18 protein-coding genes are annotated in these 21,532 nt (G+C 56.2%); 11 read left to right on the plus strand and 7 right to left on the minus strand.

The window, feature by feature from the left end; all coding sequences use genetic code 11:
* The first annotated feature begins 174 nt into the window (after positions 1 to 174).
* Entirely contained in the window at positions 175 to 588 is a 414-nt protein-coding gene (locus tag J0A66_RS08575) for a Dabb family protein (protein WP_206573388.1), read from the plus strand.
* A gap of 117 nt (positions 589 to 705) precedes the next feature.
* On the opposite strand, the gene J0A66_RS08580 is transcribed toward J0A66_RS08575, so the two are convergent.
* The 4 genes from J0A66_RS08580 to J0A66_RS08595 form a co-directional block, all read right to left on the minus strand.
* Entirely contained in the window at positions 706 to 1,110 is a 405-nt protein-coding gene (locus J0A66_RS08580) for a YybH family protein (protein ID WP_206573389.1), read from the minus strand.
* A gap of 56 nt (positions 1,111 to 1,166) precedes the next feature.
* Positions 1,167 to 1,757: a dihydrofolate reductase family protein gene (locus J0A66_RS08585; RefSeq protein ID WP_206573390.1), complete on the minus strand. Its 591-nt coding sequence runs from the start codon at positions 1,755 to 1,757 to the stop codon at positions 1,167 to 1,169.
* A 139-nt stretch (positions 1,758 to 1,896) separates the two neighbouring features.
* Positions 1,897 to 2,262, minus strand: coding sequence for an MmcQ/YjbR family DNA-binding protein (locus J0A66_RS08590; RefSeq protein ID WP_206573391.1), 366 nt, complete (start codon positions 2,260 to 2,262; stop codon positions 1,897 to 1,899).
* A gap of 134 nt (positions 2,263 to 2,396) precedes the next feature.
* Complete coding sequence (locus tag J0A66_RS08595; protein WP_206573392.1) at positions 2,397 to 2,567, minus strand: hypothetical protein; 171 nt, start codon at positions 2,565 to 2,567, stop codon at positions 2,397 to 2,399.
* Between the two features lie 253 nt (positions 2,568 to 2,820).
* Here J0A66_RS08595 and katG point away from each other — a divergent pair, with 253 nt between their 5' ends.
* Entirely contained in the window at positions 2,821 to 5,049 is a 2,229-nt protein-coding gene (gene katG / locus J0A66_RS08600) for a catalase/peroxidase HPI (RefSeq protein WP_206573393.1), read from the plus strand.
* 141 nt (positions 5,050 to 5,190) lie between these two features.
* Complete coding sequence (locus J0A66_RS08605) at positions 5,191 to 6,408, plus strand: cation:proton antiporter (protein WP_241264105.1); 1,218 nt, start codon at positions 5,191 to 5,193, stop codon at positions 6,406 to 6,408.
* A gap of 18 nt (positions 6,409 to 6,426) precedes the next feature.
* Here J0A66_RS08605 and J0A66_RS08610 read toward each other — a convergent pair whose 3' ends face one another.
* Positions 6,427 to 7,029, minus strand: coding sequence for a TetR/AcrR family transcriptional regulator (locus J0A66_RS08610; RefSeq protein WP_206573394.1), 603 nt, complete (start codon positions 7,027 to 7,029; stop codon positions 6,427 to 6,429).
* 126 nt (positions 7,030 to 7,155) lie between these two features.
* Between J0A66_RS08610 and J0A66_RS08615 the strand changes: the two genes are divergently transcribed.
* From J0A66_RS08615 to J0A66_RS08630, 4 genes are all read left to right on the plus strand, one after another.
* Positions 7,156 to 7,896, plus strand: a complete 741-nt coding sequence (locus J0A66_RS08615) for an SDR family oxidoreductase (RefSeq protein ID WP_206573395.1) — start codon at positions 7,156 to 7,158, stop codon at positions 7,894 to 7,896.
* Positions 7,897 to 8,390: 494 nt separating this feature from the next.
* Positions 8,391 to 8,957 (plus strand): PEP-CTERM sorting domain-containing protein, encoded by a 567-nt coding sequence (locus J0A66_RS08620; RefSeq protein WP_206573396.1) that lies wholly within the window; start codon positions 8,391 to 8,393, stop codon positions 8,955 to 8,957.
* A 759-nt stretch (positions 8,958 to 9,716) separates the two neighbouring features.
* Positions 9,717 to 11,120 (plus strand): amidase, encoded by a 1,404-nt coding sequence (locus tag J0A66_RS08625; protein WP_206573397.1) that lies wholly within the window; start codon positions 9,717 to 9,719, stop codon positions 11,118 to 11,120.
* Positions 11,121 to 11,378: 258 nt separating this feature from the next.
* Positions 11,379 to 13,241 (plus strand): C39 family peptidase, encoded by a 1,863-nt coding sequence (locus J0A66_RS08630; protein ID WP_206573398.1) that lies wholly within the window; start codon positions 11,379 to 11,381, stop codon positions 13,239 to 13,241.
* Positions 13,242 to 13,252: 11 nt separating this feature from the next.
* On the opposite strand, the gene J0A66_RS08635 is transcribed toward J0A66_RS08630, so the two are convergent.
* Positions 13,253 to 14,161 (minus strand): LysR family transcriptional regulator, encoded by a 909-nt coding sequence (locus J0A66_RS08635; protein ID WP_206573399.1) that lies wholly within the window; start codon positions 14,159 to 14,161, stop codon positions 13,253 to 13,255.
* Between the two features lie 153 nt (positions 14,162 to 14,314).
* On the opposite strand from J0A66_RS08635, the gene J0A66_RS08640 reads away from it, so the two are divergent.
* The 4 genes from J0A66_RS08640 to J0A66_RS08655 all read left to right on the plus strand — a co-directional run bounded on the left by J0A66_RS08640 (position 14,315) and on the right by J0A66_RS08655 (position 20,961).
* Positions 14,315 to 16,798 (plus strand): TonB-dependent receptor, encoded by a 2,484-nt coding sequence (locus tag J0A66_RS08640; RefSeq protein ID WP_206573400.1) that lies wholly within the window; start codon positions 14,315 to 14,317, stop codon positions 16,796 to 16,798.
* 62 nt (positions 16,799 to 16,860) lie between these two features.
* Positions 16,861 to 18,051 (plus strand): MFS transporter, encoded by a 1,191-nt coding sequence (locus J0A66_RS08645; RefSeq protein ID WP_206573401.1) that lies wholly within the window; start codon positions 16,861 to 16,863, stop codon positions 18,049 to 18,051.
* Complete coding sequence (locus J0A66_RS08650) at positions 18,048 to 18,911, plus strand: hypothetical protein (RefSeq protein ID WP_206573402.1); 864 nt, start codon at positions 18,048 to 18,050, stop codon at positions 18,909 to 18,911. The genes J0A66_RS08645 and J0A66_RS08650 overlap by 4 nt, the downstream gene beginning before the upstream one ends.
* Before the next feature lie 97 nt (positions 18,912 to 19,008).
* On the plus strand, positions 19,009 to 20,961 hold the full coding sequence (locus J0A66_RS08655; RefSeq protein ID WP_206573403.1) for a M1 family aminopeptidase: 1,953 nt from the start codon (positions 19,009 to 19,011) through the stop codon (positions 20,959 to 20,961).
* Here the strand turns inward: J0A66_RS08655 and J0A66_RS08660 are convergent.
* The gene (locus tag J0A66_RS08660; protein ID WP_206573404.1) at positions 20,958 to 21,479 is read right to left on the minus strand and encodes a C40 family peptidase; all 522 of its coding nucleotides are present in this window, start codon (positions 21,477 to 21,479) and stop codon (positions 20,958 to 20,960) included. The two genes, J0A66_RS08655 and J0A66_RS08660, sit on opposite strands and share 4 nt — an antisense overlap.
* Positions 21,480 to 21,532 lie beyond the last annotated feature (53 nt).

Here is a 21,532-nt window from a genome sequence, read left to right on the forward strand (position 1 = left end):
AGACCGGCAGGTTTGGCTATACCCCACAGGCGAATGCCGGTGGCACACCCGGTCCTGCCACCCGGCGGGACGATTGGCAGTGGCCAAAAAAAGAAGAAAAATCATAACCCGATCCCTGTTCCGGCCCCAGGGGATATCTGTTAGTTTTTAGTCCGGTTAAATAAGGATATTCTCATGCCAGACACTTCCCGCCGACACTTTATTGGTGCCACCGCCCTGCTGGGAGCCTCTTCGCTGCTGCCAGGCAAAGCCAGTGCCCAACAGACATGTGACCCGTTGCCCAGGTTAATTCATCAGGTGTTTTTCTGGCTGAAAAATCCCGGTTCAACAGAGGACCGCGATAAGCTGGTGGAAGGGCTTAACAGCCTGCGCAGGATCGAGACGATACGAGGTCTGCAGATAGGCATTCCGGCGTCCACCGAGAAGCGCGAGGTGGTGGACAACAGCTACCAGGTTTCCGAAACCATGTTGTTTGATGACGTGGAAGGGCAGAATATCTACCAGGTCCATCCCCTGCACCAGGAATTTGTCGAACGCTACTCGCACCTATGGTCCAAAGTGGTGGTGTACGACTCCTTGGCGCTGTAATGGCCCATGACGACAGTGAAATGCGTCGACTCGACTTTGAATAGATCTGGCTGTTTGCTCAGCGCCGCTGACAGGAGCAGGACTTAGCGAGAGCCGGCTGGATCCTGTTTTGAATTGTCAGGGGTTATCGGTTGTCTCCTGAACCGGCACCAAGAGGTTGGCGTCCCTGAATAGTTTCCAGCGGCCGTCGGTTTTCTTCAGTACGCTGAGGGTATGTCCGGCGCGGACCATTTGAACTGAGCCGCCGGACCTGACTGTTACCGTTAAATGGCTGACCATAAAAGCCCAGTCCCCCGTCACCGTTATCTCCAGTATGTCGCTGTCGCCGTCAATCTCCATCGAAGCAGACGAGGGGTCCTGGGCAGCCTGGGCGAAGGTTTCCTTTCCAAATGGTGGTTGGCCGGGCACCAAGAATTTTGCGTCATCCGCTATCAGTCCAAGGACGGTATCGGCATCGCTCTCCTTGGTCGCTGTCATCCAGGTTGCCACCAGGGCCCGGATTTCTTTCTCGTCAGTGTTCATGGTTCCTCTATTTAGAGTTTGGGTGCGGGTCTGTTAAAGCGACGGACTTAACGTCCTTATCTTAGCGGCTGGGGTTCAGGACTCCTCATTGAGTCAGCGCGCCGGTAGTGCATGGCAACTGCGCCGCTTCTTAGCGGCTTTGCTGAGATCAGCTCGAGCCGTCGGGTGCTGGGCAGGCCACTCTCGTACAGGGTCGGACCATGACCGGCGATCCTGGGGTGGACAAGGAATCTGTACTCGTCGATCAGTTCCAACCGGTCCAACTGCGCCGCGAGCTTGCCGCTACCTAGAAGTATACCGTCGGGGGTCGCGTCTTTGAGCTTCTGAATGCCCATGCAAAGGTCGCCGTCAATGGGGTGGCTGTTGGTCCAGGGGAAGCGCTTTCGTGTCGAGGACACCACGTACTTCGGTTTTGCCTCCAGCTTGACCGCCCACTCGCGCATTGCCGGCGGGGCTTCCATATCGCCCCGGGCGACTGCCGGCCAGTAGCTTTCCATCATCTCGTAGGTGAGCCGGCCCCACAGCATCGCCCCGCTCTCGTCCATAAGGCGAGTGAAAAAGGCGTGGGTCTCGTCGTCGGCGACACCTTCCTGGTGGTCCACACAGCCGTCCAGCGTGACATTGATACTGAAAGTTAAGCGTCCCATGATGTCCTCCGTTTTGGATAGATGCCAAGCCGCATGCCGTCTGACTCCAATGGCATAAGCCAAACGTCCCGGTTTACGAAATGGTTAGAATACTCAGCACCCACTCCTACTGGGTGTATACTGCTGACCGCGATAATACTTAATCTTCGCCCAGACCGAGTTCTTTCTGCTTTTGCTTGGATAAGCCCGAACAAACCAGAAGATACGACTCCTTGATATAGTATTTCAGCTCATCATCTTTCACTTCCAGTTCACCCCACCGCTGAATCCATTTCATGCCTCTAGATGCCATATACGGTGCAGGTCTATACCCTGGTTCGTCTTTTAGAATATTGAAATTGAGATCGGATGCTTTAAAGGTAAATGCCGGATTATCGATCTTCTCCCAGCCACCAATAGCAAATACCTTTCCACCCACTTTCCAAACGTGAGCACCACCCCACTGCACAATATATGTGCTAGCAGTAAATTTGCCGCAGAACCTATTAAATTCTTTGTAAGTCATGCACTTGAGGAATCAAAAACTAAGGAGGCTGTACATTCTAACGCACCGCTAAGCGGCAGTTGTGAGTGTGGTTGGCGAAGCAAGCGGGTCACTGTTCTGAAGGGCTTCTTGCAGCATATACCTAACTGCTTCATTTATTCGCCGCCTTTCTTTTTTGCAGGGAAGAGCTTGAGCCAGAACCCACACTCGAACAAAAATCCAAGAATCACGAACATAAAGACTCCGGTTGAACTCCCTGCACTATACGAAGCTAAGGCTGCCGCCAGAAACACGAAAACCAAAATCCATCGATAAAACTGTTTCATAAAATTCTCTTTCTGTTCGTTCCCGAGTACCTGTTCGAACTACGTGTAGCGCGAAGCTTCAGGGCAGAAACGCATTGAGCCGTCTCAGCAGTTAAAGACTGCTACCACAGCGCCTTGTGTAATGGTCTAAAACAACTGTCAACTTCCTCGATTGCGACAATCACTTTAATCAATCTAAACGCCGGCTCTAAAAGAATTAATTAGAACTATAGTGTACCCGCACCTTAACCCTTGTTAGAAAAGGATGATAAAAATGTTAAAAAAGCGTGTCCCGGTAATTTCTGCGCTGGCCCTTGTCGTGACGATGGCCATGTCCTCCAGCTCAGCGATGGCGGCCGGAGAGGCCAAGCCCAACAGTTTCTGGTGGCCGGATCAGGTCAACCTGAGTCCCCTGCGTCAGCACAGCACAGAGTCCAACCCCATGGGGGAGGACTTTAATTATGCCGAAGCTTTTCAATCCCTCGACCTGCAAGCCCTCAAGACCGATATCCAGGCCCTGATGACCGACTCCCAGGACTGGTGGCCGGCGGACTACGGCCATTATGGCCCGTTTTTTATCCGTATGGCCTGGCACAGCGCCGGGGTGTATCGCACCTTTGACGGCCGCGGCGGCGCCGGGGGCGGACAACAACGCTTCGAGCCGCTCAACAGCTGGCCGGACAATGTCAACCTCGACAAGGCCCGTCGCCTGCTGTGGCCCATCAAGCAGAAATACGGCAGCAAGATCTCCTGGGCCGACCTGATGGTACTGACCGGCAATGTGGCCCTGGAGTCCATGGGCTTTAAGACCTTCGGCTTTGCCGGCGGCCGCACCGATGACTGGGAGCCGGAGCTGGTGTACTGGGGTCCGGAAGCGCAGATGCTGGCGGATGAGCGTTATCAGGGCGACCGCAAACTGGAAAAACCCCTGGCCGCCGTGCAGATGGGGCTGATTTACGTGAACCCGGAGGGCCCCAACGGCAATCCGGATCCGCTGCTGGCTGCCAGGGATATCCGTGACACCTTCGGTCGTATGGCCATGAATGACGAGGAGACCGTGGCCTTGATCGCCGGCGGGCATACCTTCGGCAAGGCCCATGGGGCTCATAAACCGGAAGAGTGCATGGGTAAGGAGCCGGGCGCCGCAGCCATGGAAGACCAGGGCATAGGCTGGAAGAACAAGTGCGGCAAAGGTCATTCTGAAGACACCATCACCAGTGGCCTGGAGGGGGCCTGGTCTGCCAACCCCACGGCCTGGACCAGCCAGTATCTGGATAACCTGTTTTCCTTTGAGTGGGAGCAGACCCGCAGCCCGGCGGGCGCCATCCAGTGGGTGCCCAAGGGGGGGCAGGCCGCTAATCTGGTGCCCGATGCCCACGTGGAAGGTAAGCGCCATGCGCCTATTATGTTCACCACGGATCTGGCGCTGAAGTTCGATCCTGAGTATCGCAAGATTGCCAAGCGCTTCCATGAAAACCCTGAGGAATACCAACTGGCTTTCGCCAAGGCCTGGTTCAAGCTGACCCACCGGGATATGGGCCCGCGGGCCCGTTATCTGGGTGATGAAGTGCCGTCCGAGGTCCTGTTATGGCAGGATCCTGTGCCGGCGGTGGACCATGCCCTGATCGATGACCAGGATATTGCCAGCCTTAAGACCAAAGTGAAGGATTCCGGTCTGTCCGTGCCCGAACTGGTGCGTACGGCCTGGTCGGCCGCCTCGTCCTACCGCGGTACGGATATGCGCGGCGGTGCCAACGGTGCCCGGCTGCGTCTGGCTCCGCAAAAAGACTGGGCAGCCAACAACCCCAAAGAACTGGCCAAAGTGCTGAAGAAGCTGGAATCCATCCAGCAGGACTTTAACAAGGCGCAAAAAGGCGGCAAGAACGTTTCCCTGGCAGATATGATTGTGATTGCCGGCGCGGCCGGGGTGGAAAAAGCCGCCAAACAGGCAGGTCATGATATCAGCGTGCCGGTGGTGCCGGGCCGTACCGACGCCTCCCAGGCGCAGACCGATGTGGCCTCTTTTGCGGTGCTGGAACCCAAGGCCGATGCGTTTCGTAATTACTACCACCAGGACGCCATGTTCTCACCCGTCAATTCGCTGATCGATAAGGCCAATATGCTGACCCTGACTGTGCCCGAAATGACAGTGTTACTGGGCGGTTTGCGCAGCCTGGATGCCAATACAAGTGGTGCCAAGCATGGCGTGTTTACTACCCAACCCGGCACGCTAAGCAACGACTTCTTTGTCAACCTGTTGGATTTGAACACCCGATGGACCCCCTCCGCTAAAAGCCAGGGGCTGTATGAAGGTAAGGACATCAAGACCGGCAAGCTGAAGTGGACCGCCACCCCGGTGGACCTGGTGTTCGGCTCCAGCGCTGAGCTGCGCGCCATTGCCGAGATCTATGCGGCCAACGACGGCAAAGACAGGTTTATGCAGGACTTTGTCAAAGCCTGGACCAAGGTAATGCGGTTGGATCGTTTCGATCTGAAATCCTGAACCAGCCTTTAGCATTAACTTCTTAAAAACGGCGCTTCGGCGCCGTTTTTTAGTTAAAAGCCTTCGGCTGCACCTTTTTGCAAGATGCTTAGCGCCAGATCAAAGCCCTCGGCCAATTTACCGCTAGACTGAAAACACCGATTGAAACAACAGGTTATTTGGATGCTGGTGGCCAATGAGCACAGTCCGGTGGCATTTCTGCTGACCATAGGCGGTATTCTGCTGCTGGGACTTTTTACCTCGACCCTGGCGGAACGGACTTTTCTGCCAAGGGCAACCTTGTTGTTATTGTTTGGCGTGCTGATCGGCGGACAGGGCCTGAACCTGATCCCATCCCCGGTGACAACCCAGTTTGAAATCATTGCCGATATGACCCTGTTGATGGTGGGCTTTCTGATCGGCGGCAAACTGACTATCCATTCACTGCGGCAGAATATGGGCGAGGTGCTGTGGCTGTCGGTGGCGGCCTCTGTGGTGCCCGCACTTTTGGTGGGCTTGTTGTTGTTTGTTTTTTCCCTGCCGCTGCCGGTGGCTATGCTGCTGGGCTGTATCGCCGCCGCCACCGATGCCACGGCGGTGCTGGATGTGGTATCCGAGTCCGGCTACAAGGGCAAGTTCAGTCGCGCCCTGTTGTCCATCGTCGCCCTGGACGATATCTGGGCACTGGTGTTGTTCGCTTTTGGAATGGCGGTGGTCAGCAGTTTGAACGGTGAAGCCCACAATGGCTTTTTTGCCGAAGTGGGTTGGGAGCTGGGCGGCTCAATGGTGCTGGGTATGATGATCGGTATTCCCGCGGCTTACATTACCGGCAGGGTCAAAGACGGTGAACCCATGCTGGCCGAAGCCCTGGGGCTGGTGTTTATATGCGGGGGACTGGCCATCTGGTTCGAGGTCTCCCATCTTATTGCCGCCATGACCATGGGAGCGGTTATCGTCAATCTGGCCCGCCATCATGATTATCCATTTCACGCCATCGAAGGCATCGAGTCTCTGTTTATTATGCTGTTCTTTGTGCTGGCCGGCGCTTCGCTGGAATTCGACGCCCTCATGAGTATCGGCTGGCTGGGGACTTTGTACGTGCTGGGGCGTTCTGCGGGAAAGCTGCTGGGCGCGACCATGGGAGCGCGGTTGGCCGGTATGGACAGCCTCAGCCGCCGTTGGACGGGGCCGGCATTGTTACCCCAGGCCGGGGTGGCCATCGGCATGGCGCTGGTGGCGGCCAATCAGTTCCCCCAGTATCGCCAGACCATCCTGACGCTGGTCATCAGCTCCACCATATTGTTTGAAATTATCGGCCCGGTCTTTACCCGGCTGGCCATCCGTCGGGTGGAAAAGAACGAGGGCGATAACGCACCATGATAAGTGATGCCGCCGTGGTTATTCCAGGCCCAGCGCCGCCAATGTATGGCCAATGACAGGGGACAGCACGCTCAAGTCTTTGCCTGTGCGGGCCATGGCCGCCGTGCCGCTGAGCATGGTGCAAATAAACAGGGCATGCTCAGAGGCCTGCTTATCAAGGCCGTATGCATGGGCTTCCTCGTCCTGTTGAAAGAGCTGGGTGATGGTGTCCCGCATTTGTTGATGGGCGTTGTACAACCCCTCGATGGCGGACTCGGGAATATCGTCATTGGCAGACTCAGACAGACAGGCTGAAATAAAGCAGCCCCGTGGTGAGTCCTTGTCGCATTGGGCACTGAGCATCGCGGTCATGAACCGTTGCAGGCGCTCCTTGAGGGGCAAGCCGGATTCATGCAGTAAACCCAGATAAGATCCCGAGACCCGTTGGGCATATTTTTCCACTGCCTGGGAAAAAAGAGCCTCCTTGTTGCCAAAGGTGCCGTACAGGCTGGGTTTATTGATGCCCATGGCCTCTGTCAGTTCAGACAATGACGCGCCCACGTAGCCTTTGTGCCAGAACACCTCCATCGCTGCCTCCAGGGCGGCGTCCTTGTCAAAGGCCAGTTTGCGACCGACGGTCATAAGTTAGCTCCCAATCCTCTAAGAAGTTATCACAAATCACTTTGCTTTATTTTACCGATCGGTATAAATTTATCAACGCTGTACCGATCGGTACAAAACAAAATCTGAGAAAATAAGGAATCCATCATGAGTCAAGCCATAGCAAACAAAGTGGTCCTGGTGACAGGGGCCAACCGTGGAATTGGTAAACAAATAGTCGACAGCTTCCTGGCCGAAGGGGCGCGCAAGGTTTATCTGGCGGTGCGGGATCCCGCCTCAGCCGCTCCCCTTGAACAGGCTTACGGCGAACGGGTGCAAACCCTGGCAGTGGATATCAGCGACCCGGCCTCCGTAACCCGGGCTGCCCAGGTTGCCAGGGATGTGGACATTGTGATCAACAATGCCGGCGTGCTGGTGCCGAGCAATCCTTTGGATGACAACGGCGAACTGGCCCTGGATAAGGAGCTGGACGTCAACCTATATGGTTTGCTTCGGGTGGCCCGCGCCTTTGCGCCGGCGCTGGAAGCAAATGGCGGTACCCTGGTGCAGATCAATTCTGTGGTGTCCATACGTAACTTTTCAGGGTTTGGCACCTATTCCATCTCCAAGGCGGCATCCTATTCCCTGACCCAGGCCCTGCGTGAAACCCTGCAACCCAAAGGCGTAAAGGTGATCAGTGTGCACCCCGGTCCCATCGCTACCGATATGGGCGCCCAGGCCGGCTTTGACAATGCGGCCTCAACCACAGTGGTGGCTGACAGCATAGTGCAGGCCCTGGAAGGACAGGAATTCCATGTGTTTCCTGATGATATGGCCAAACAATTCTGGGCTGGTTATCAGTCTTATGCGAAGGCCTTTGTCGAGGCGGATATCCTCAAAGAAGGGTGAGCAAAGGGGAGGGGTTCGCCCCTCCTGTTGACCTCGCCTGTGGGAATCCATCCCCGGTGAAACAGACTCTTGCGGATTGATAGGGCTATTTTAGCCGGTGAGACAGCTTGTTAAACCTGAGAGTCTCAACTTGGCTGACGGAGTTCTTCTACAATCTCACCAGGCTGAAATTGCTCTCAAACTGGTTCAACAACTACGACCCCTTGATCCCCGCGACCCCTTGATCCCTCCGCAAACGCTCATATGCAGCTTCTACAATTCGCCTTCCCGGCGTCCATTGCCGAAGTGGCGACCGGAGCCTCCCCCTCCGCGGTAACTTTTATTCGCTAAGCTGTTGAATATTCAGTAAAAAATGTCGGGGTTTTTTACAATTCACTCAGACCTTAACAAGGCAATGCTCGTATGTCACTGAAATGTAAATGTTTACGTTTTAAGGCACAATTCCTGCTTTGCGCCTTTTACGCAGTATTGCGGAACACATTAAGGTGAATAAGATGTTGATGAAAAAAGTTTTTGGGGTTGTCGCAACGATTTGTTGTTTAACCACCTTCAGCGCAAATGCAAACATTATTGTGACCTGGGAAAACAGCGGTGGCGACCTGGTGATTCGATGGGACGGTTTTATCGATAACTGGACCCGAACCAACAACTTTGATGAAAACCTCGTGATCATGCAAAGCGGCAACGGAATGCATGCTTTAGGTGGCAACGTTGACCTGATTTGGACCGGTAGCAGCCATAACTGGTTCAGTGCTGGCGGTACGAGTCTGTCTGGCGGCATCCTGGCGGGCGACTCCTTCGGTACTTCGGGCAACTACAACTGGGTTTATATGCCCGGTAACTATGCCGGTGAAGTGATTTCAGGCTCTGCAACCTTCTTGGGTGCCGGCAACTATGTGGATTTAGGTTATTTCTTCGCAGGCTCTCGAGACCTGGGCTTCGGCGAGAACGACAACATTATTTTCCAGGCTTACCAACCCACATCGGTGCCTGAACCTGCAATGCTGGGATTGTTCAGTCTTGCGTTGCTCGTGTTGGGCCGCTTCAAACGACGTCAGTAAAGCACTCAAATTCATACTGCCGCTACGCTGCACAACACCGTTTCAACAAGGCCTGCTGACCAGCAGGCCTTTTGGTATTCACGGCACAACCCCTGACGATTTGCGGCGTAAGCAGCAAAACATCGGGCAAACTTGTCGCCAATCAACGACGAAAGTCACGCAACCATCTCTTTTTCGGTAATAAAAAGGGTCGCATCCAAATTAACCTTTCGGATTGCCTATATCGTCTACAATTCGCCCAAACAAAACTGTGAATCTCCCCGGTTCTGAAGATCAAGAGCCAAGTTTCAGCAGCTACCGGCCTTAGCTGGTGGCCTGCCTGCAAACCCATTACTTACAGATAGAGAAAAGGTTGAGAGGCAGTGTCGGGTTGGTCTTGGCAGACCTTCGGAGAAAGGGACTTCGACGAAGAGCGTACAGGGGTAAAAGGCGTCTCGAAACGAGCGCGAGCGCACAGCTCGTTTAGCCTTTTACGGAAGGACAGAGGAAGCCCGACCTGGACTTTTATGAAGGCAGGAAGCCTGCAATAAAAGGGTTCACAGCGTGTCTGCGAAGGCCAACCCGGCGCTGCCTTTTGGTCTCTTTATTTGGTTGAACAGGTCTCTATTGACCACGAAAAACACCAAAGGCACCAAATATCTCAAAAGCGGTTGGCTGCTCAGCAACTCTTACAAACATAGTCTCAAGCGATGGATATAAACTGTCTACTCTCGACTATGGCAATAATAATAAACCCATGTTTAATCTGCCGGCCTGATAATGCAGCCATACCAACTCTCTGCCACGCAATTGCTGGAAATGATGCGGCAGCGCGAGCTGTCTCCGGTTGAGCTGATGCAGAGCTATCAGCAGCGCATTAATCAGGTCAATGACAAGGTTAATGCCTTTGCCTTCGAGTTTCCCCAGCAGGCTTTGGCGGCAGCCAGACAAGCAGAGCAGGACTACATCAGCGGCCACGCCAGGCGTCTCAGCGGGCTGGCGGTGGCTATCAAGGATGAGACCTATATTGCCGGACAGATTACCACCAACGGCAGCTTGTGCCTGAAAGACGCAGTGGCCCAGAGCACCGATCCGGCGCCGGCCGCGCTGATGGCCGAAGGGGCCATTGTGCATGGTCGCACCACCACCCCTGAATGCTCCACCGCAGCGGTGACCTGGTCGAGAATCTGGGGCGTTAGCCGCAATCCCTGGAATCTGGCCCTGACCTGCGGGGGCTCTTCCGGCGGTTCGGCCATTGCGGTGGCCAGCGGCATGGCCAGCTTTGCCAACGGCACGGATATCGGCGGTTCCCTGCGCATTCCGGCGGCATTTTGTGGATTGTATGGTTACAAGCCCCCCCACGGGCGGGTGGCGGAGATACCGCCATTTAATATCGACCCTTACTGTCATCATGGACTGCTGACCCGCAGCCTGGACGATTTGCAGCGCATCTATCCGCTGATGACCGGACCCAACTGGATTGACTCCCATTCTTTTGTGCCAAGGGATAAAAGTCCGGCCCGATCCCTGTCCTCCTTGCGGGTGGCGGTAAGCTCCAATCTGGGGTTTTATCAGGTGGATCAGGATATCCGCGCCAATCTTGAGCAAAGTGCCCTGCATCTTCAGCAGGCCGGCGTGGCGGTGGAATTTGTGGATCTGGACTGGGATGATCAGGTCATTGAAACCGCCAAGATCCATCAACGGGCGCTGATGGGCATGCTGCTCAGGCGTAATCTGGACAAGCCAGAAAACCGGCCGCTATTTACCCCTTACCTGGCCTGGTACCTGGACAGGGTGGCTGAGCTGAGCGCCGACGATATCTTCGAGGCCAATCTGCATGTGTGCCGGATGTGGGAGGCCCTTGCCAAGGTCTTCAAGCGGTTCGATGCGCTGATTTGCCCCACCCTGGCCACCACCCGTATCGCCGCGGACTTTGACTACAGTCAGCACCAGGTCGAAATCAACGATCAGGTGGTGGATGCCAATAAGGGCTGGTTTATGACTTACCCCTTTAACACCCTGGGCCAGTGTCCCGCCCTGTCCATGCCCAACGGTTTCTGTCAGACCGGGGTGCCCAGTTCGCTGCAGATCGTGGGTCGTCCTTATCAGGAGCAGACCCTGTTTACCCTGGCCGAAGCTCTCTCCCACTATCATGACTGGGCAAGATGGCCCCCATTTAACTGATTTCCCGGAAGCTTGTTGTGAGGACCAGGAGGGTCCATTGTCCGGCGCTCAGGCGCCGGTTTTTTTACCGGCACCGCCCTGTGGTTTCTCATTGACGCGGCGGTACGAAGGCCCAAACCACTTACCCATCGGCAAAACCTATGTTTGCCAATTTCTGATCCTCTGTGCCAGCCCATAGGCTGGTCCCCGAACCAGAGGCAGACGGCTATGGTCTGCGCAGTCCTGTTCCATCAACCTATTAATCACAGGAACAGTCATATGAAAAATATTGTAAGCACCGGCCTGCTGGCCGCCTGTCTGCTCAGCGCCAAGGCTCTGGCCTTGTGCCCGGACGGCAGCAGTTTCGACAACCAACTGGGTTTTTGTGCAGACGGAACCAATGCCTACGGCCCTTTTACTCAGGCCATGACCAATCAATGCAATCAGGCCGGCGGGGGCAGTGCCTGTACCAGCACATTTGCCGTGCAGGTGCAGGGCCAGTCTGTCAGTCTGGCCCGCTGGTCGGAAGGCTTTACCGCCAGTTTACGTGGCAGTGCGGATTGCCCAAATGGTACGGTGCGTTCGCCCACTTATGGGGGCCACTGTTTCGAGCAGGCCAGCAGTGGCCCGAACAATGTGTATGGCAATTTCACCTCTGAGGAAGTGACCGCCTGTCAGCAACTCTCCGGCGGAAATGCCTGCCTGACTACCCGCTGGAGCGCCAATTTTTATCTGAGCGTGAAGGCACAATTGGAGCAGGGCAGTGAGCCGGTTAATCGTTTCGGCGCCTGGCTCTGGTATATCGATGAACCGGGCGTCAACAAGACCCATACCCAACTGGCCGATGAGCTGGCGGCCATGGGTGTGAAGCGGGTATTTATCAAGATTGCCGACGGCACCAACAACTGTGGATTGTTCAGCGACGTTTGCTCAACCCAGACCGCCAACACCTACCGCTCCCGTGGCATCGAGCCCTGGGCCTGGTCCTACAACTATCCGGGGAATGAGACAGCCCAGGCCGATGCCTTGTTTTACGCCGCCCAGTACGGTTATGTCGGCTTTGTGCTGGATGTGGAAGTGGAGTTCAACAATACCAGCACCGCCCTGCACAGTCTGTTTCAGGCCTTTCAGGTAGCGCGCAACGATGCCATTGCCGCAGGCTATGCCGATGCCGGCTTCAAGATCGGCGCCACCACCTGGAGCAATCCCATCGATCAGGGCATGAATGTGGGGATCATCGACCAGTATGTGGATTTTCATATGCCGCAGACCTACCTGGAGGTGTGGGGCGCCCCTTATATGGCCGCCGCCAAGACCTGGATCGAAGCGGGCAGTTGTGAATACCGCCAGCTTGGCGCCAACAAGCCCATCTGGCACATTGTCTCCACCGAATACGATGACATCACCTCCGCCCAACTGACTGCCTTTATGGATGCGGCCGGGCCCAATGCCAGCATCTGGCGGGTACCGGGAGGCTCGGTGCCGCAGGCCGTCTGGCAGGACTGGCAGGCATTAAACTGGCAAAAACAAAGCTTTGACCAACAAGTGGCCTGCCACGGCAGCAGCAATGACATGCTCGCCTTTATGGCCAACACGCCCACAGAGCCAGAGCCGCCAGCCCAGAGCGTCCCTTACTACAGCCAGTTGGAAAACAGCTATCAACCCCATGCCACCTGCAGTGTCACTTCACTGGCGATGATCACCGACTTTTTCGGCATTACAGACCCTTCTGTGCTGGGTAAGCGCACACCGGACTATCTGTATGAACGCTTCGGTCTGTTGCAGGACGTGCCCTCCCTGGCCGGTGGCTTTAACCAGCTTGCGCAGGAAGCCGGGTCGACGGTGCGCGATACCGGCTGGACGAATGGCACCCTGGCACAGTTGCGGGATTTAGCCGCCCAGGGCAAGCCCACCATAGTGCATGGCTGGTTCACCAATCCCGGCCATATCCTGGTGGTGACGGGGTTTGACGGCGACTATTACACCGTCCAGGACCCTTATGGAAAATGGAATCTGCAGAAGTGGGGCAGTTATGACACCTCAGTGTCAGGCAAGAACCAGAAATACCCCAAAGCGGCCTTTGAATATGCCATCAATGACAACGGCACAGGAGATGATCTGTGGCTGCATGTGTTTGAATAGCAATTGAAAAGCTAAATGGCCGGGCGCTGCTCCAGCGCTGCGGCTTTTTGTGTGATGCGTTGCAGCAGCCATTGCAGACAGCGGCCCATGGCGCCTTCGGTGGGCCATATCAGATCCACGCAATGGGGGTAGCTCACCGCCTGATGGCTGGTGGGCAATTTGACGATACTGCCGTTGATCATATGGGACTGCACCGCATGCAGGGGCATCTCGGCCCAGCCCAGACCCTGGCGAATCATCTCCAGGATGCTGGCCGGAGCATTGGTATACCAGATATTGGTGGACAGATCCGAGTCGAAGCGGCGAAATCCGGTCTGGGTATCGGTGATACGCAGGTGCCGGTACTGGGCAAGATCCTGGGGTGTTACGCTTTCCAGCCGGGCCAGCGGATGCTTGGCCCCGGCCACCGTGCAGTAATGCACATGGCAGATCCCGCGAAAGGCGAACTGTTCCGGGTAGTCGTCCTGACTGATGGCCACGGCCAGGTTGACCTTACCCTGTTCAATTAACTGATAGGCCCTTTTATGGCTGGCCTCCAGCAACATCAATGAGGTCATGGGAAAAGCCTGCTCAAACTCGGCGGCAATACCCATCATCAGCCCCTCGGGAATGGCCAGGTTGTCATAAGCTAGGCTGATCTCACTTTCCACTTTGTCCAGCAGGTTATCGATACGGGACTTGAGATTACGGTGGCTTTTCATCACCGCTTTCACATCGTTGAGCAGGGCCAGGCCTTCCGGGGTCAGGGTGGGGATCTTGGTGGAGCGATCAAACAGATCAAAGCCCGTGTCGATCTCCAGGTTGTTAATCAGTCCGCTGATGGAAGATTGGGCCTTTCCGAGTTTTCTGGCCGCCGCAGAGAAACTGCCGCATTCCACTACGGAGGTAAATGCCTGTAGTTGTTCCAGTGACAGTTCCATCCCAAATATCGCCTCAACCTATGGTAGATAACTTTTCCCTTTCATCTTAATCAATGATTCTGGGGCATAACAAGTTATTAACGAATAATTTGCCACTAAATAAATGGTTTTTGGCGAATTAAATATTATACCCACAGACTCGAGGTACTCAGGATGCAAGCACATCATAAATCCCGCCTGGCGCTGCTGATCTCAGCCGCACTGCTGTCGGCTCCGGCGTTGGCCCAGCAAGCCGCTCAGGATGAGGCCAAGGACAATAAACTCAAGGAAGAGAGTCTGGAAGTCATTGAAGTGACAGGCAGCGGCCGCCTGGCTACCGCCGCCGAGATCCCCATGAACATCAGCGCCGTGGGCGCCGCCGAATTGCGCCGCAAGAACATTACCGATATCAAGGATCTGATTGCCGATTCGGTGGAAATCAGCGCACCGGGCAACAGCAGCCGCTTTGCCGAATCCGTTACCGTACGTGGCCTGAATGTGTCACCGGTGAATGCCAACAACCTGGAACAGTTTGCCCGTACCACGGTGGCCTATTACCTGGACGATACACCGCTGCCCAATATCGGCTATCGCATTAAAGACATTAACCGGGTGGAAAAGCTGCTCGGTCCACAGGGTACCCTGTACGGTGGCGGCAGCCTGGGCGGCACCATCCGCTATATCACCAACCAGCCGGTGCTGGATGAATTCAGCTTCGATGCCAATGCCAGCCTGTTCCAGGTGAAAAACGGCGGCCTGAGTCATGACACCGACTTTGTCATTAACCTGCCCATCAGCGACACCTTGGCCGTCCGTGCCTCCGTGGCGAATCTGGATGATGCCGGTTTTACCGATCGTATCGCCAATCCGGTGTACTTCCCCGACGCGCTCAAGCGTATTCCCGATCCCAATCCCAATCAGGAGCTGTATGAAGACGATGACTGGGAAGAAACCACTGGCGGCAAGATTGCCCTGTTGTGGCAGCCCAGCGATGACTTCACGCTGACCTTGTCGCATATTCAGCAGGACCAACTGGCCCACGGCACCACGGGGGCCAGCCGCCTGACCGTGGATTACGCCTGTGAGCAGGAAGGATTGGAAGGGGAGGCCTGTGACGCCAAGTACAGCCGCTACACCACGCCCTTTCAGGTCAATGACCATACCATTGTAGCCACCTACGAAGAGTACTCGGATCGTGAACTGAGTCTGGATTCCATCGACTTTGACTGGCAATTGGATTTTGCCCGTTTGCATTCCAGTACCTCTTACTTTGAGGACAGTCGCAAAGGCCAGGCCGATTACCTGGGTTATGGGCTGGTGTATTACGGCTGGATCCCGGATCTGGCCCTGGATGCCACTAACGAGTCGGCCTACATCACCTTTGACAATACCTATAAGGGCTTTAACCATGAGACCCGCCTGACTTCCAACGACGACGGGCCGCTCACCTGGATTGCCGGCATTTTCCATACCGATACCGAAAAGCGCCTGATCTTCTCCGAGTTTTATCCGGGCTTTGATGAGGCCACCAATAACTTCTACGGCTTTGACCGCCAGGCCTGGTACGGCGATACCCGTCCGGGCAGCGTGGATGAGGGCTACCATGAGAATTTCCATAATCAGTATCAGGAAACCGCCCTGTTTGGTGAGCTGACCTGGGCGGCCACCGACAAGCTGGATCTGACCCTGGGAGCGCGGATCTTCCGTTATGAAGACGAGAATGAGCCGTTGATCGTGGATTACACCGGGGTCACCAACAGCCGCTCCAGCTCTGAAACCAGCGGTACTGAGTCCTTCTTTAAATTCAACGCCGCCTACCAGATGACCGATACCCTGTTGGCCTATGCCACCTTCTCACAGGGCTTCCGCCGTGGCGGCACCAACGGTTTTAAAGATGACACCACCACGGATCAGGACGGCAATACCGTGCCCCTGACAGTGTCCGAGGGGGCGCAGAACTATGATCCTGACTCCACCAATAATTACGAGTTGGGCATCAAGGGCTTTATGCTGGACCGGGATCTGTATATGCAGGCCAACGTCTATCGCATTGAGTGGGATGACGTGCAGACCTATTTCTCACAGACCCTGGACGGCATATTTCCGTTAAACGGCACAACCAACGGACCTTCGGCAAAAACTGAGGGTTTCGAGTTCAGCTCCCGCTACCAGCTCTCCGATGAAATCACCCTGCGTTATGCCGCAGCCCGCACCGAAGGCGAGTGGACAGAAACGGCCGAGCGCTGCGTGTTTGATCCGGTGCCCAATGCCCCGGAAGCGGATCTGCAGTGCCGTACCTGGGAAAAAGGCGGTAATCTGGGCGGCACGCCAAAATGGCGGCATAACTTCGGCGTCAGTTACGACACCAATTTCGAAGTGGGCTATCTGTCGGTCAATCTGGACGGTCGTTACGTGGGGGAAACCCCCAGTGACAGAAAGGACAGCATCGACAGCGAAGTCTACACCCGCGACAGTTATACCCTGTATAACGCCAGCGTCAGTTACGGCCGGGATGACTGGAAAGTCTCCCTGTGGGTGGATAACCTCACCGACGAGCTGGCGGAAACCTCGGGTCAGACTGACCTGGGCCAGGGCTGGCGGACCATCTTTGTGCGTCCCCGGACTGTGGGTGTGAACCTTTCCTACACCTACTACTAGGCCGTATCGGCTAGACAGCCCGTGACGGCGGCGATGGCCGCCGTCGTTACAGGAGCAGGGCAATGACAGAAATGGCTGAGCAACACAAGATTACCTGGCAGGGCACTGTCGGCTACTCGGCAGTATTGCTGGTGGCCATGATGGGGGCGGCGGTGACCACCCTGATGCCGCTGATTGTCGGTGCTTTTTCCGATACCGGACTGTACAGCGATCAGCAGGTGGGATTTCTGGCCGCCGCCGATGTGGCCGGCATACTGGTGGCCAGCGCTTCGGCCTTTTTCTGGGTCAGGCATTGCCCCTGGCGGGGAACCACCCTGGTGAGCCTGCTGCTGTTTATTCTTGCCAACGGTTTGACCGCCTATGTGACCGACACCGCCGTATTGTTATTGGTGCGCTTTCTGGCCGGGGTCGCCTGCGGTGTTGGCTATGCCATTGCCCTGGCCGCCCTGGGGGACCGGCCTCTGCCGGACAAGGCTTTCGGTGTGATGGTAACCCTGCAGGTAATATTCGGCACTTTAGGCTTTGCCTTACTGCCCCAGGTGATTGCTGACTATGGGGTCAGCGGTATCTTCCTGTTTTTCAATTTGTCTCTGTTGCTGGCCTTGTTGCTGGCCATGGTCCAGTTCCCGGCCAACCAGAAAAATGACCTTCCCGCCTTACTGAGGGTGTCCGGCTCCAACTCAGCCGCCTGGCTGGTGTTTGCCGGCGTGGTGGCGTATTACTTTGCCCAGGGTACCGTCTGGGCCTACCTGGAGCGGATCGGCCAGGACGCCGGCTTGAGTATGGCCGATATCGGCTGGATCCTGGGAGTCGGCTTTGCCGTCAGCGCCGCCGGATCCGCCCTGTCCGGCTGGTACGTCAAACATCGGGGGCGGCTCAGTGCCATCTGGCTGACCTGGCTGGTGCAGATCCCCTGCCTGGCGGCCTTGTATTGGATGGGTGGTGAACATCTTTGGTGGATCTATGCCCTGACCACAGTGATCTACCAGATCTTCTGGAGCTTTGTAGTACCGGTGATGATGGGCATCTTTAATGATGCGGATCGAAGCGGACGGCTGATCGTCTTTTGTGTGACCGCCTTCAAGGTGGGTCTGGTGCTGGGACCGCCGGTGGCCGGTTTTATTCTGACCTGGCTGGGGGTGCGGGACGTGTTGTGGGCCGGGGCCCTGGCCATCAGCCTTAGCTGTCTGTGCCTGCACCTGGCACAAAAGCGCGTGGCACCCAGGTTAAGTAAACAAGAGGGAAATCGATGAAGGGGAGAGTCTTTGCATTCCTTGGCGCTGTCTGTCTGCTGGGTTGCGCCACCAACAGCCCACCGGTTTTTACCCTGGACAAGGCGGGCCGGGACTATCAGTTCCGTGCCGGAGAGGGGGACTACCGGGTCGCCTTTAATTACACGGGTAAAAACTGGACTCATGCCGATGTGGCCGCCATTTCTATTGATATCGACAAGCCCATTGCCATCCTGCCGCAGCAGTATACCCAACCGGGTAAGATGATGCCCGGTGCCGCCGTCAACGGCGAAAATATCGGCAAACAGTGGAACCGGATCACCCAGCAGGAACTGGCCCGGCGACTAACGGAAAAGGGCTTTTTCGTGCTGACTCCCAGCATTCAGATGTATGGGGAGGATCTGAACGGCTACCAGGGTTTTGAACACTTTATTGCCGGTGTGCATAAAGGCAATGCCCATGTGCAGACGGTGCTGCTGACCGCCGACGCCCACATTGCCAACCAGCAGAACCCCCTGCCCGGGGCGCAGATGCTGGTCACCGGCACACAGCCCCGTAACCCCGATTGGGAAGCCCTGATGCAAGCGCAGATCGCGCCCTTTTATAAGTCCGTGGGGCTGGGAAACCGGGGCGCCAGGGTTCGGGGCGGACATTCGGATGTGGAAGGCAGTTCGGCCGCCTGGCATCCGCTGATTGAACGGGCCGCCGAATACGGTAATACGGTGACCATAATGGAAGTCGGCCGGGCCATCGACATAGTGGAACAGGCCGGTTCCATCGAGGCGGGCCGGCAGTGGGCCGCCCCGTTGTTTGATGCGGTGGCGGCGGCCATGACCCTGTGGGCGTGCCAAAAGGGTTATGTACTTGAAGATTGTCAGTAAGTTATTCCTCCTTTCGTTAGTCTTTTCAAGCGGATTTTCTTTTGCCGATCCTTTCGCCCCGTTATCGCTGCCAGCTACGCAAGGCACAGAACAAGGGTTGCCCAGGGCAGATTACTGGCAACAGCAGGTTGACTATGTCATAGAAGTTACCCTCAGTACCCGGGACAACGCTCTGACGGCCAGCGCGACACTCACCTACCAGAACCGTTCACCTGATACCCTCAAGGTACTGTGGTTTGAACTGCCACAGCAACGTTTTGCCAAAGGCAGTCTGGCCCGTCAGACGCTGGCGCAACAGGCCTCGGAAAACGGCGGTACCAGCAAGCTAAAGATTGTGGATGCGCAGGGCCAGCCGCTTAAAATTGACTGGCAGGACACCCTGATCAGTGTCCTGTTGTCAAAGCCCCTTGAGCCAGGCGGGAGTATTCAACTGACCCTCAACTGGGATCTGCAACTGGTCTCCCGGGCGCATCCTTTATCCCCCCGGGGCGGCTATGAAGCCAGTCATGGCATAACCCGGGTACTGGCAGTGACCCAGTGGTATCCGCGCCTGCTTTATTACGGCGTAGATGGCTGGCAGTTGGCCCCCTATATCAAAAATGCCGAATTCAGCCTGGAGCGGGCAGATTTTAAGGTGACCATCCATGCACCGGCCGATTATCTGGTGGTGGCGGGGGCCCGGTGGCTCTCCGCAAGGCAAAACCTGCCAGACGCTGTGTTTCATAAATGGCAGACTGCCGGTCATCAACCCCTGACCCTGTTTGGACCAGACCAGCCCTGGCAGTTCAGCAGCCCTGCCCCCTGGCATTTTCGATCAGATAACCAGCGGGACTTTGCCTTTGTGCTGGCCAGGGATATGGTCTGGCAGGTACAGCGACTGGACACTCAACCGGACGGTCTGCGCCTCAGTGTGCTCTACCCGGATTCGGGGCGCTGGCTGTGGCACCAATACGCCCTGGCCGCTGCTGGTCATGGTTTTAAGACGCTGTCTGCGTGGCTGGGACCGCCTGATCTTTCCACTCAGCATATAGTGAATATCGCCGGTCTGGGCATGGAATATCCGGGCCTGAAACTGGTGGGCTTTCGCGGCCCGGATGCGCCGGTACCGGGGCCGTCCCCGGAGTACAGCCGCACCCAAAAATACGACGTGATTGGCGGTATACTCCATGAAGTGGCCCATGAATGGCTGCCCATGCAGGTCAATCTGGATGAGCGTCGTGAAGGTTTCTTCGACGAGGGGATGGCCAGCTATCTGGCATTCAGGCTGGAGCAGCAGTGGAGTGCCAACTTTCAGAGTTTCTACGGCCAGCCCTATAAAGCAGGCTCTCTGATGCGCTCTGCAACCCATCAGGCGCCTGTCACTGATGCTGAACAGCTGACCAGCAAACTGGACAGCCATTACCATATCCCGGCGGTGGCCCTGGTGGTGCTCAGGCAGTTAGTGGTGGGGGCTGAAGATTTTGATGCCATGCTGGCCGACTTTGTCCGCGTCTGGCGTGGCAAAACCGCCACCTTTACCGATTTTATCCGCTTTATCGGCCATCGCAGCGACCTGCAACTGGACTGGTTCTGGCGGGGGTGGTTCTTCGAGCCCGCCTTTGTGGATTTGACCCTGCTTGACGCCAGCGTGCAGCTTTCGGATCAGCAGGCAACCGATCCCGCTTGGCTGATGGAGTATGACTGGCCGCAGGTGTCGTTAAGCTCGGGAAGGGCTTTGGAAGACAGGCAACCGGAACTGCAGGATCCCCACAGCCGCTTCAGTGACCGCCAGCAGGACCGGCTGGATAAAGCCCAAGCCGGGGGATCCCAACTTAGCCTGACCCTGGCCAATCTGGGCAGTTTGCCGTCACCGGTGCCGGTAAGACTGATGTTTACTGATGGCAGTTGGCAGGACAGCGTGTTGCGGGCGGATATCTGGCGGTCTGATCCTAAACGGGCTGAGGTATCGATAAGCCTGCCAGCGGATAAAATTCTGCAACAGGTATGGCTGGATCCCCTGTCCCTGACCGGCGATGCCAACCCCCATAATCAGCTTACCCGACTGTTTTAATTGCCCGGGCAGAGTTCGGCTTTTAACCGGATGGCGCCGTTAAAGGATTGCCCGGGGATAGGTTGAATCTTCACCAGCCCCTGATTGGAGGTCATACGATGGATATACTGACCCTCTCCTACCGCAATGCCCACATGGGTGATCACCCCTTCGGCCCAGTTGCCGTAAGTATTGTGCAGAAATACCAGATCGCCGGGCTGCAGGTCTTCGATGCGGGACAACCGGATACCAAATTCCTCACTGGCCAGTGAGTCGGCGTGCTCGGGCAGCAACTGGTCATCCTCCCCCAGCAGATGTTTGTCCCAGGGGGTTTGCGTTTCCAGGCTTGCAAACTGCTCACCGCAGGCGGCTTTCAGCACTTTCCGGGTCCAGTTCATGCACTGCTCGGCTTCTCCCACCCGGTAAGGCTTGTTCAGCCACTGAAGACTTTGCTGATGGATCGGCTCGTTTGCTTGGGCGATGCACCATGGGGTGCAAAACAGGGCTGCGGATAACAGGGGAAGAGTTAAGGGTTTCAAGGTCTGGCTCCCGGGCATATGCAAGGCTTCACAGTATGGAAGCCAGCGCCCGG

This window comes from Bowmanella dokdonensis (assembly GCF_017254865.1).
Taxonomy (GTDB): Bacteria; Pseudomonadota; Gammaproteobacteria; order Enterobacterales; family Alteromonadaceae; genus Bowmanella; species Bowmanella dokdonensis.

Coding starts and splice junctions, on each gene's coding strand:
- J0A66_RS08575 (WP_206573388.1), top strand. CDS start 175: ATGCCAGACACTTCCCGCCGACACTTTATTGGTGCCACCGCCCTGCTG.
- J0A66_RS08580 (WP_206573389.1), bottom strand. CDS start 1,110: ATGAACACTGACGAGAAAGAAATCCGGGCCCTGGTGGCAACCTGGATG.
- J0A66_RS08585 (WP_206573390.1), bottom strand. CDS start 1,757: ATGGGACGCTTAACTTTCAGTATCAATGTCACGCTGGACGGCTGTGTG.
- J0A66_RS08590 (WP_206573391.1), bottom strand. CDS start 2,262: ATGACTTACAAAGAATTTAATAGGTTCTGCGGCAAATTTACTGCTAGC.
- J0A66_RS08595 (WP_206573392.1), bottom strand. CDS start 2,567: ATGAAACAGTTTTATCGATGGATTTTGGTTTTCGTGTTTCTGGCGGCA.
- katG (WP_206573393.1), top strand. CDS start 2,821: ATGTTAAAAAAGCGTGTCCCGGTAATTTCTGCGCTGGCCCTTGTCGTG.
- J0A66_RS08610 (WP_206573394.1), bottom strand. CDS start 7,029: ATGACCGTCGGTCGCAAACTGGCCTTTGACAAGGACGCCGCCCTGGAG.
- J0A66_RS08615 (WP_206573395.1), top strand. CDS start 7,156: ATGAGTCAAGCCATAGCAAACAAAGTGGTCCTGGTGACAGGGGCCAAC.
- J0A66_RS08620 (WP_206573396.1), top strand. CDS start 8,391: ATGTTGATGAAAAAAGTTTTTGGGGTTGTCGCAACGATTTGTTGTTTA.
- J0A66_RS08625 (WP_206573397.1), top strand. CDS start 9,717: ATGCAGCCATACCAACTCTCTGCCACGCAATTGCTGGAAATGATGCGG.
- J0A66_RS08630 (WP_206573398.1), top strand. CDS start 11,379: ATGAAAAATATTGTAAGCACCGGCCTGCTGGCCGCCTGTCTGCTCAGC.
- J0A66_RS08635 (WP_206573399.1), bottom strand. CDS start 14,161: ATGGAACTGTCACTGGAACAACTACAGGCATTTACCTCCGTAGTGGAA.
- J0A66_RS08640 (WP_206573400.1), top strand. CDS start 14,315: ATGCAAGCACATCATAAATCCCGCCTGGCGCTGCTGATCTCAGCCGCA.
- J0A66_RS08645 (WP_206573401.1), top strand. CDS start 16,861: ATGACAGAAATGGCTGAGCAACACAAGATTACCTGGCAGGGCACTGTC.
- J0A66_RS08650 (WP_206573402.1), top strand. CDS start 18,048: ATGAAGGGGAGAGTCTTTGCATTCCTTGGCGCTGTCTGTCTGCTGGGT.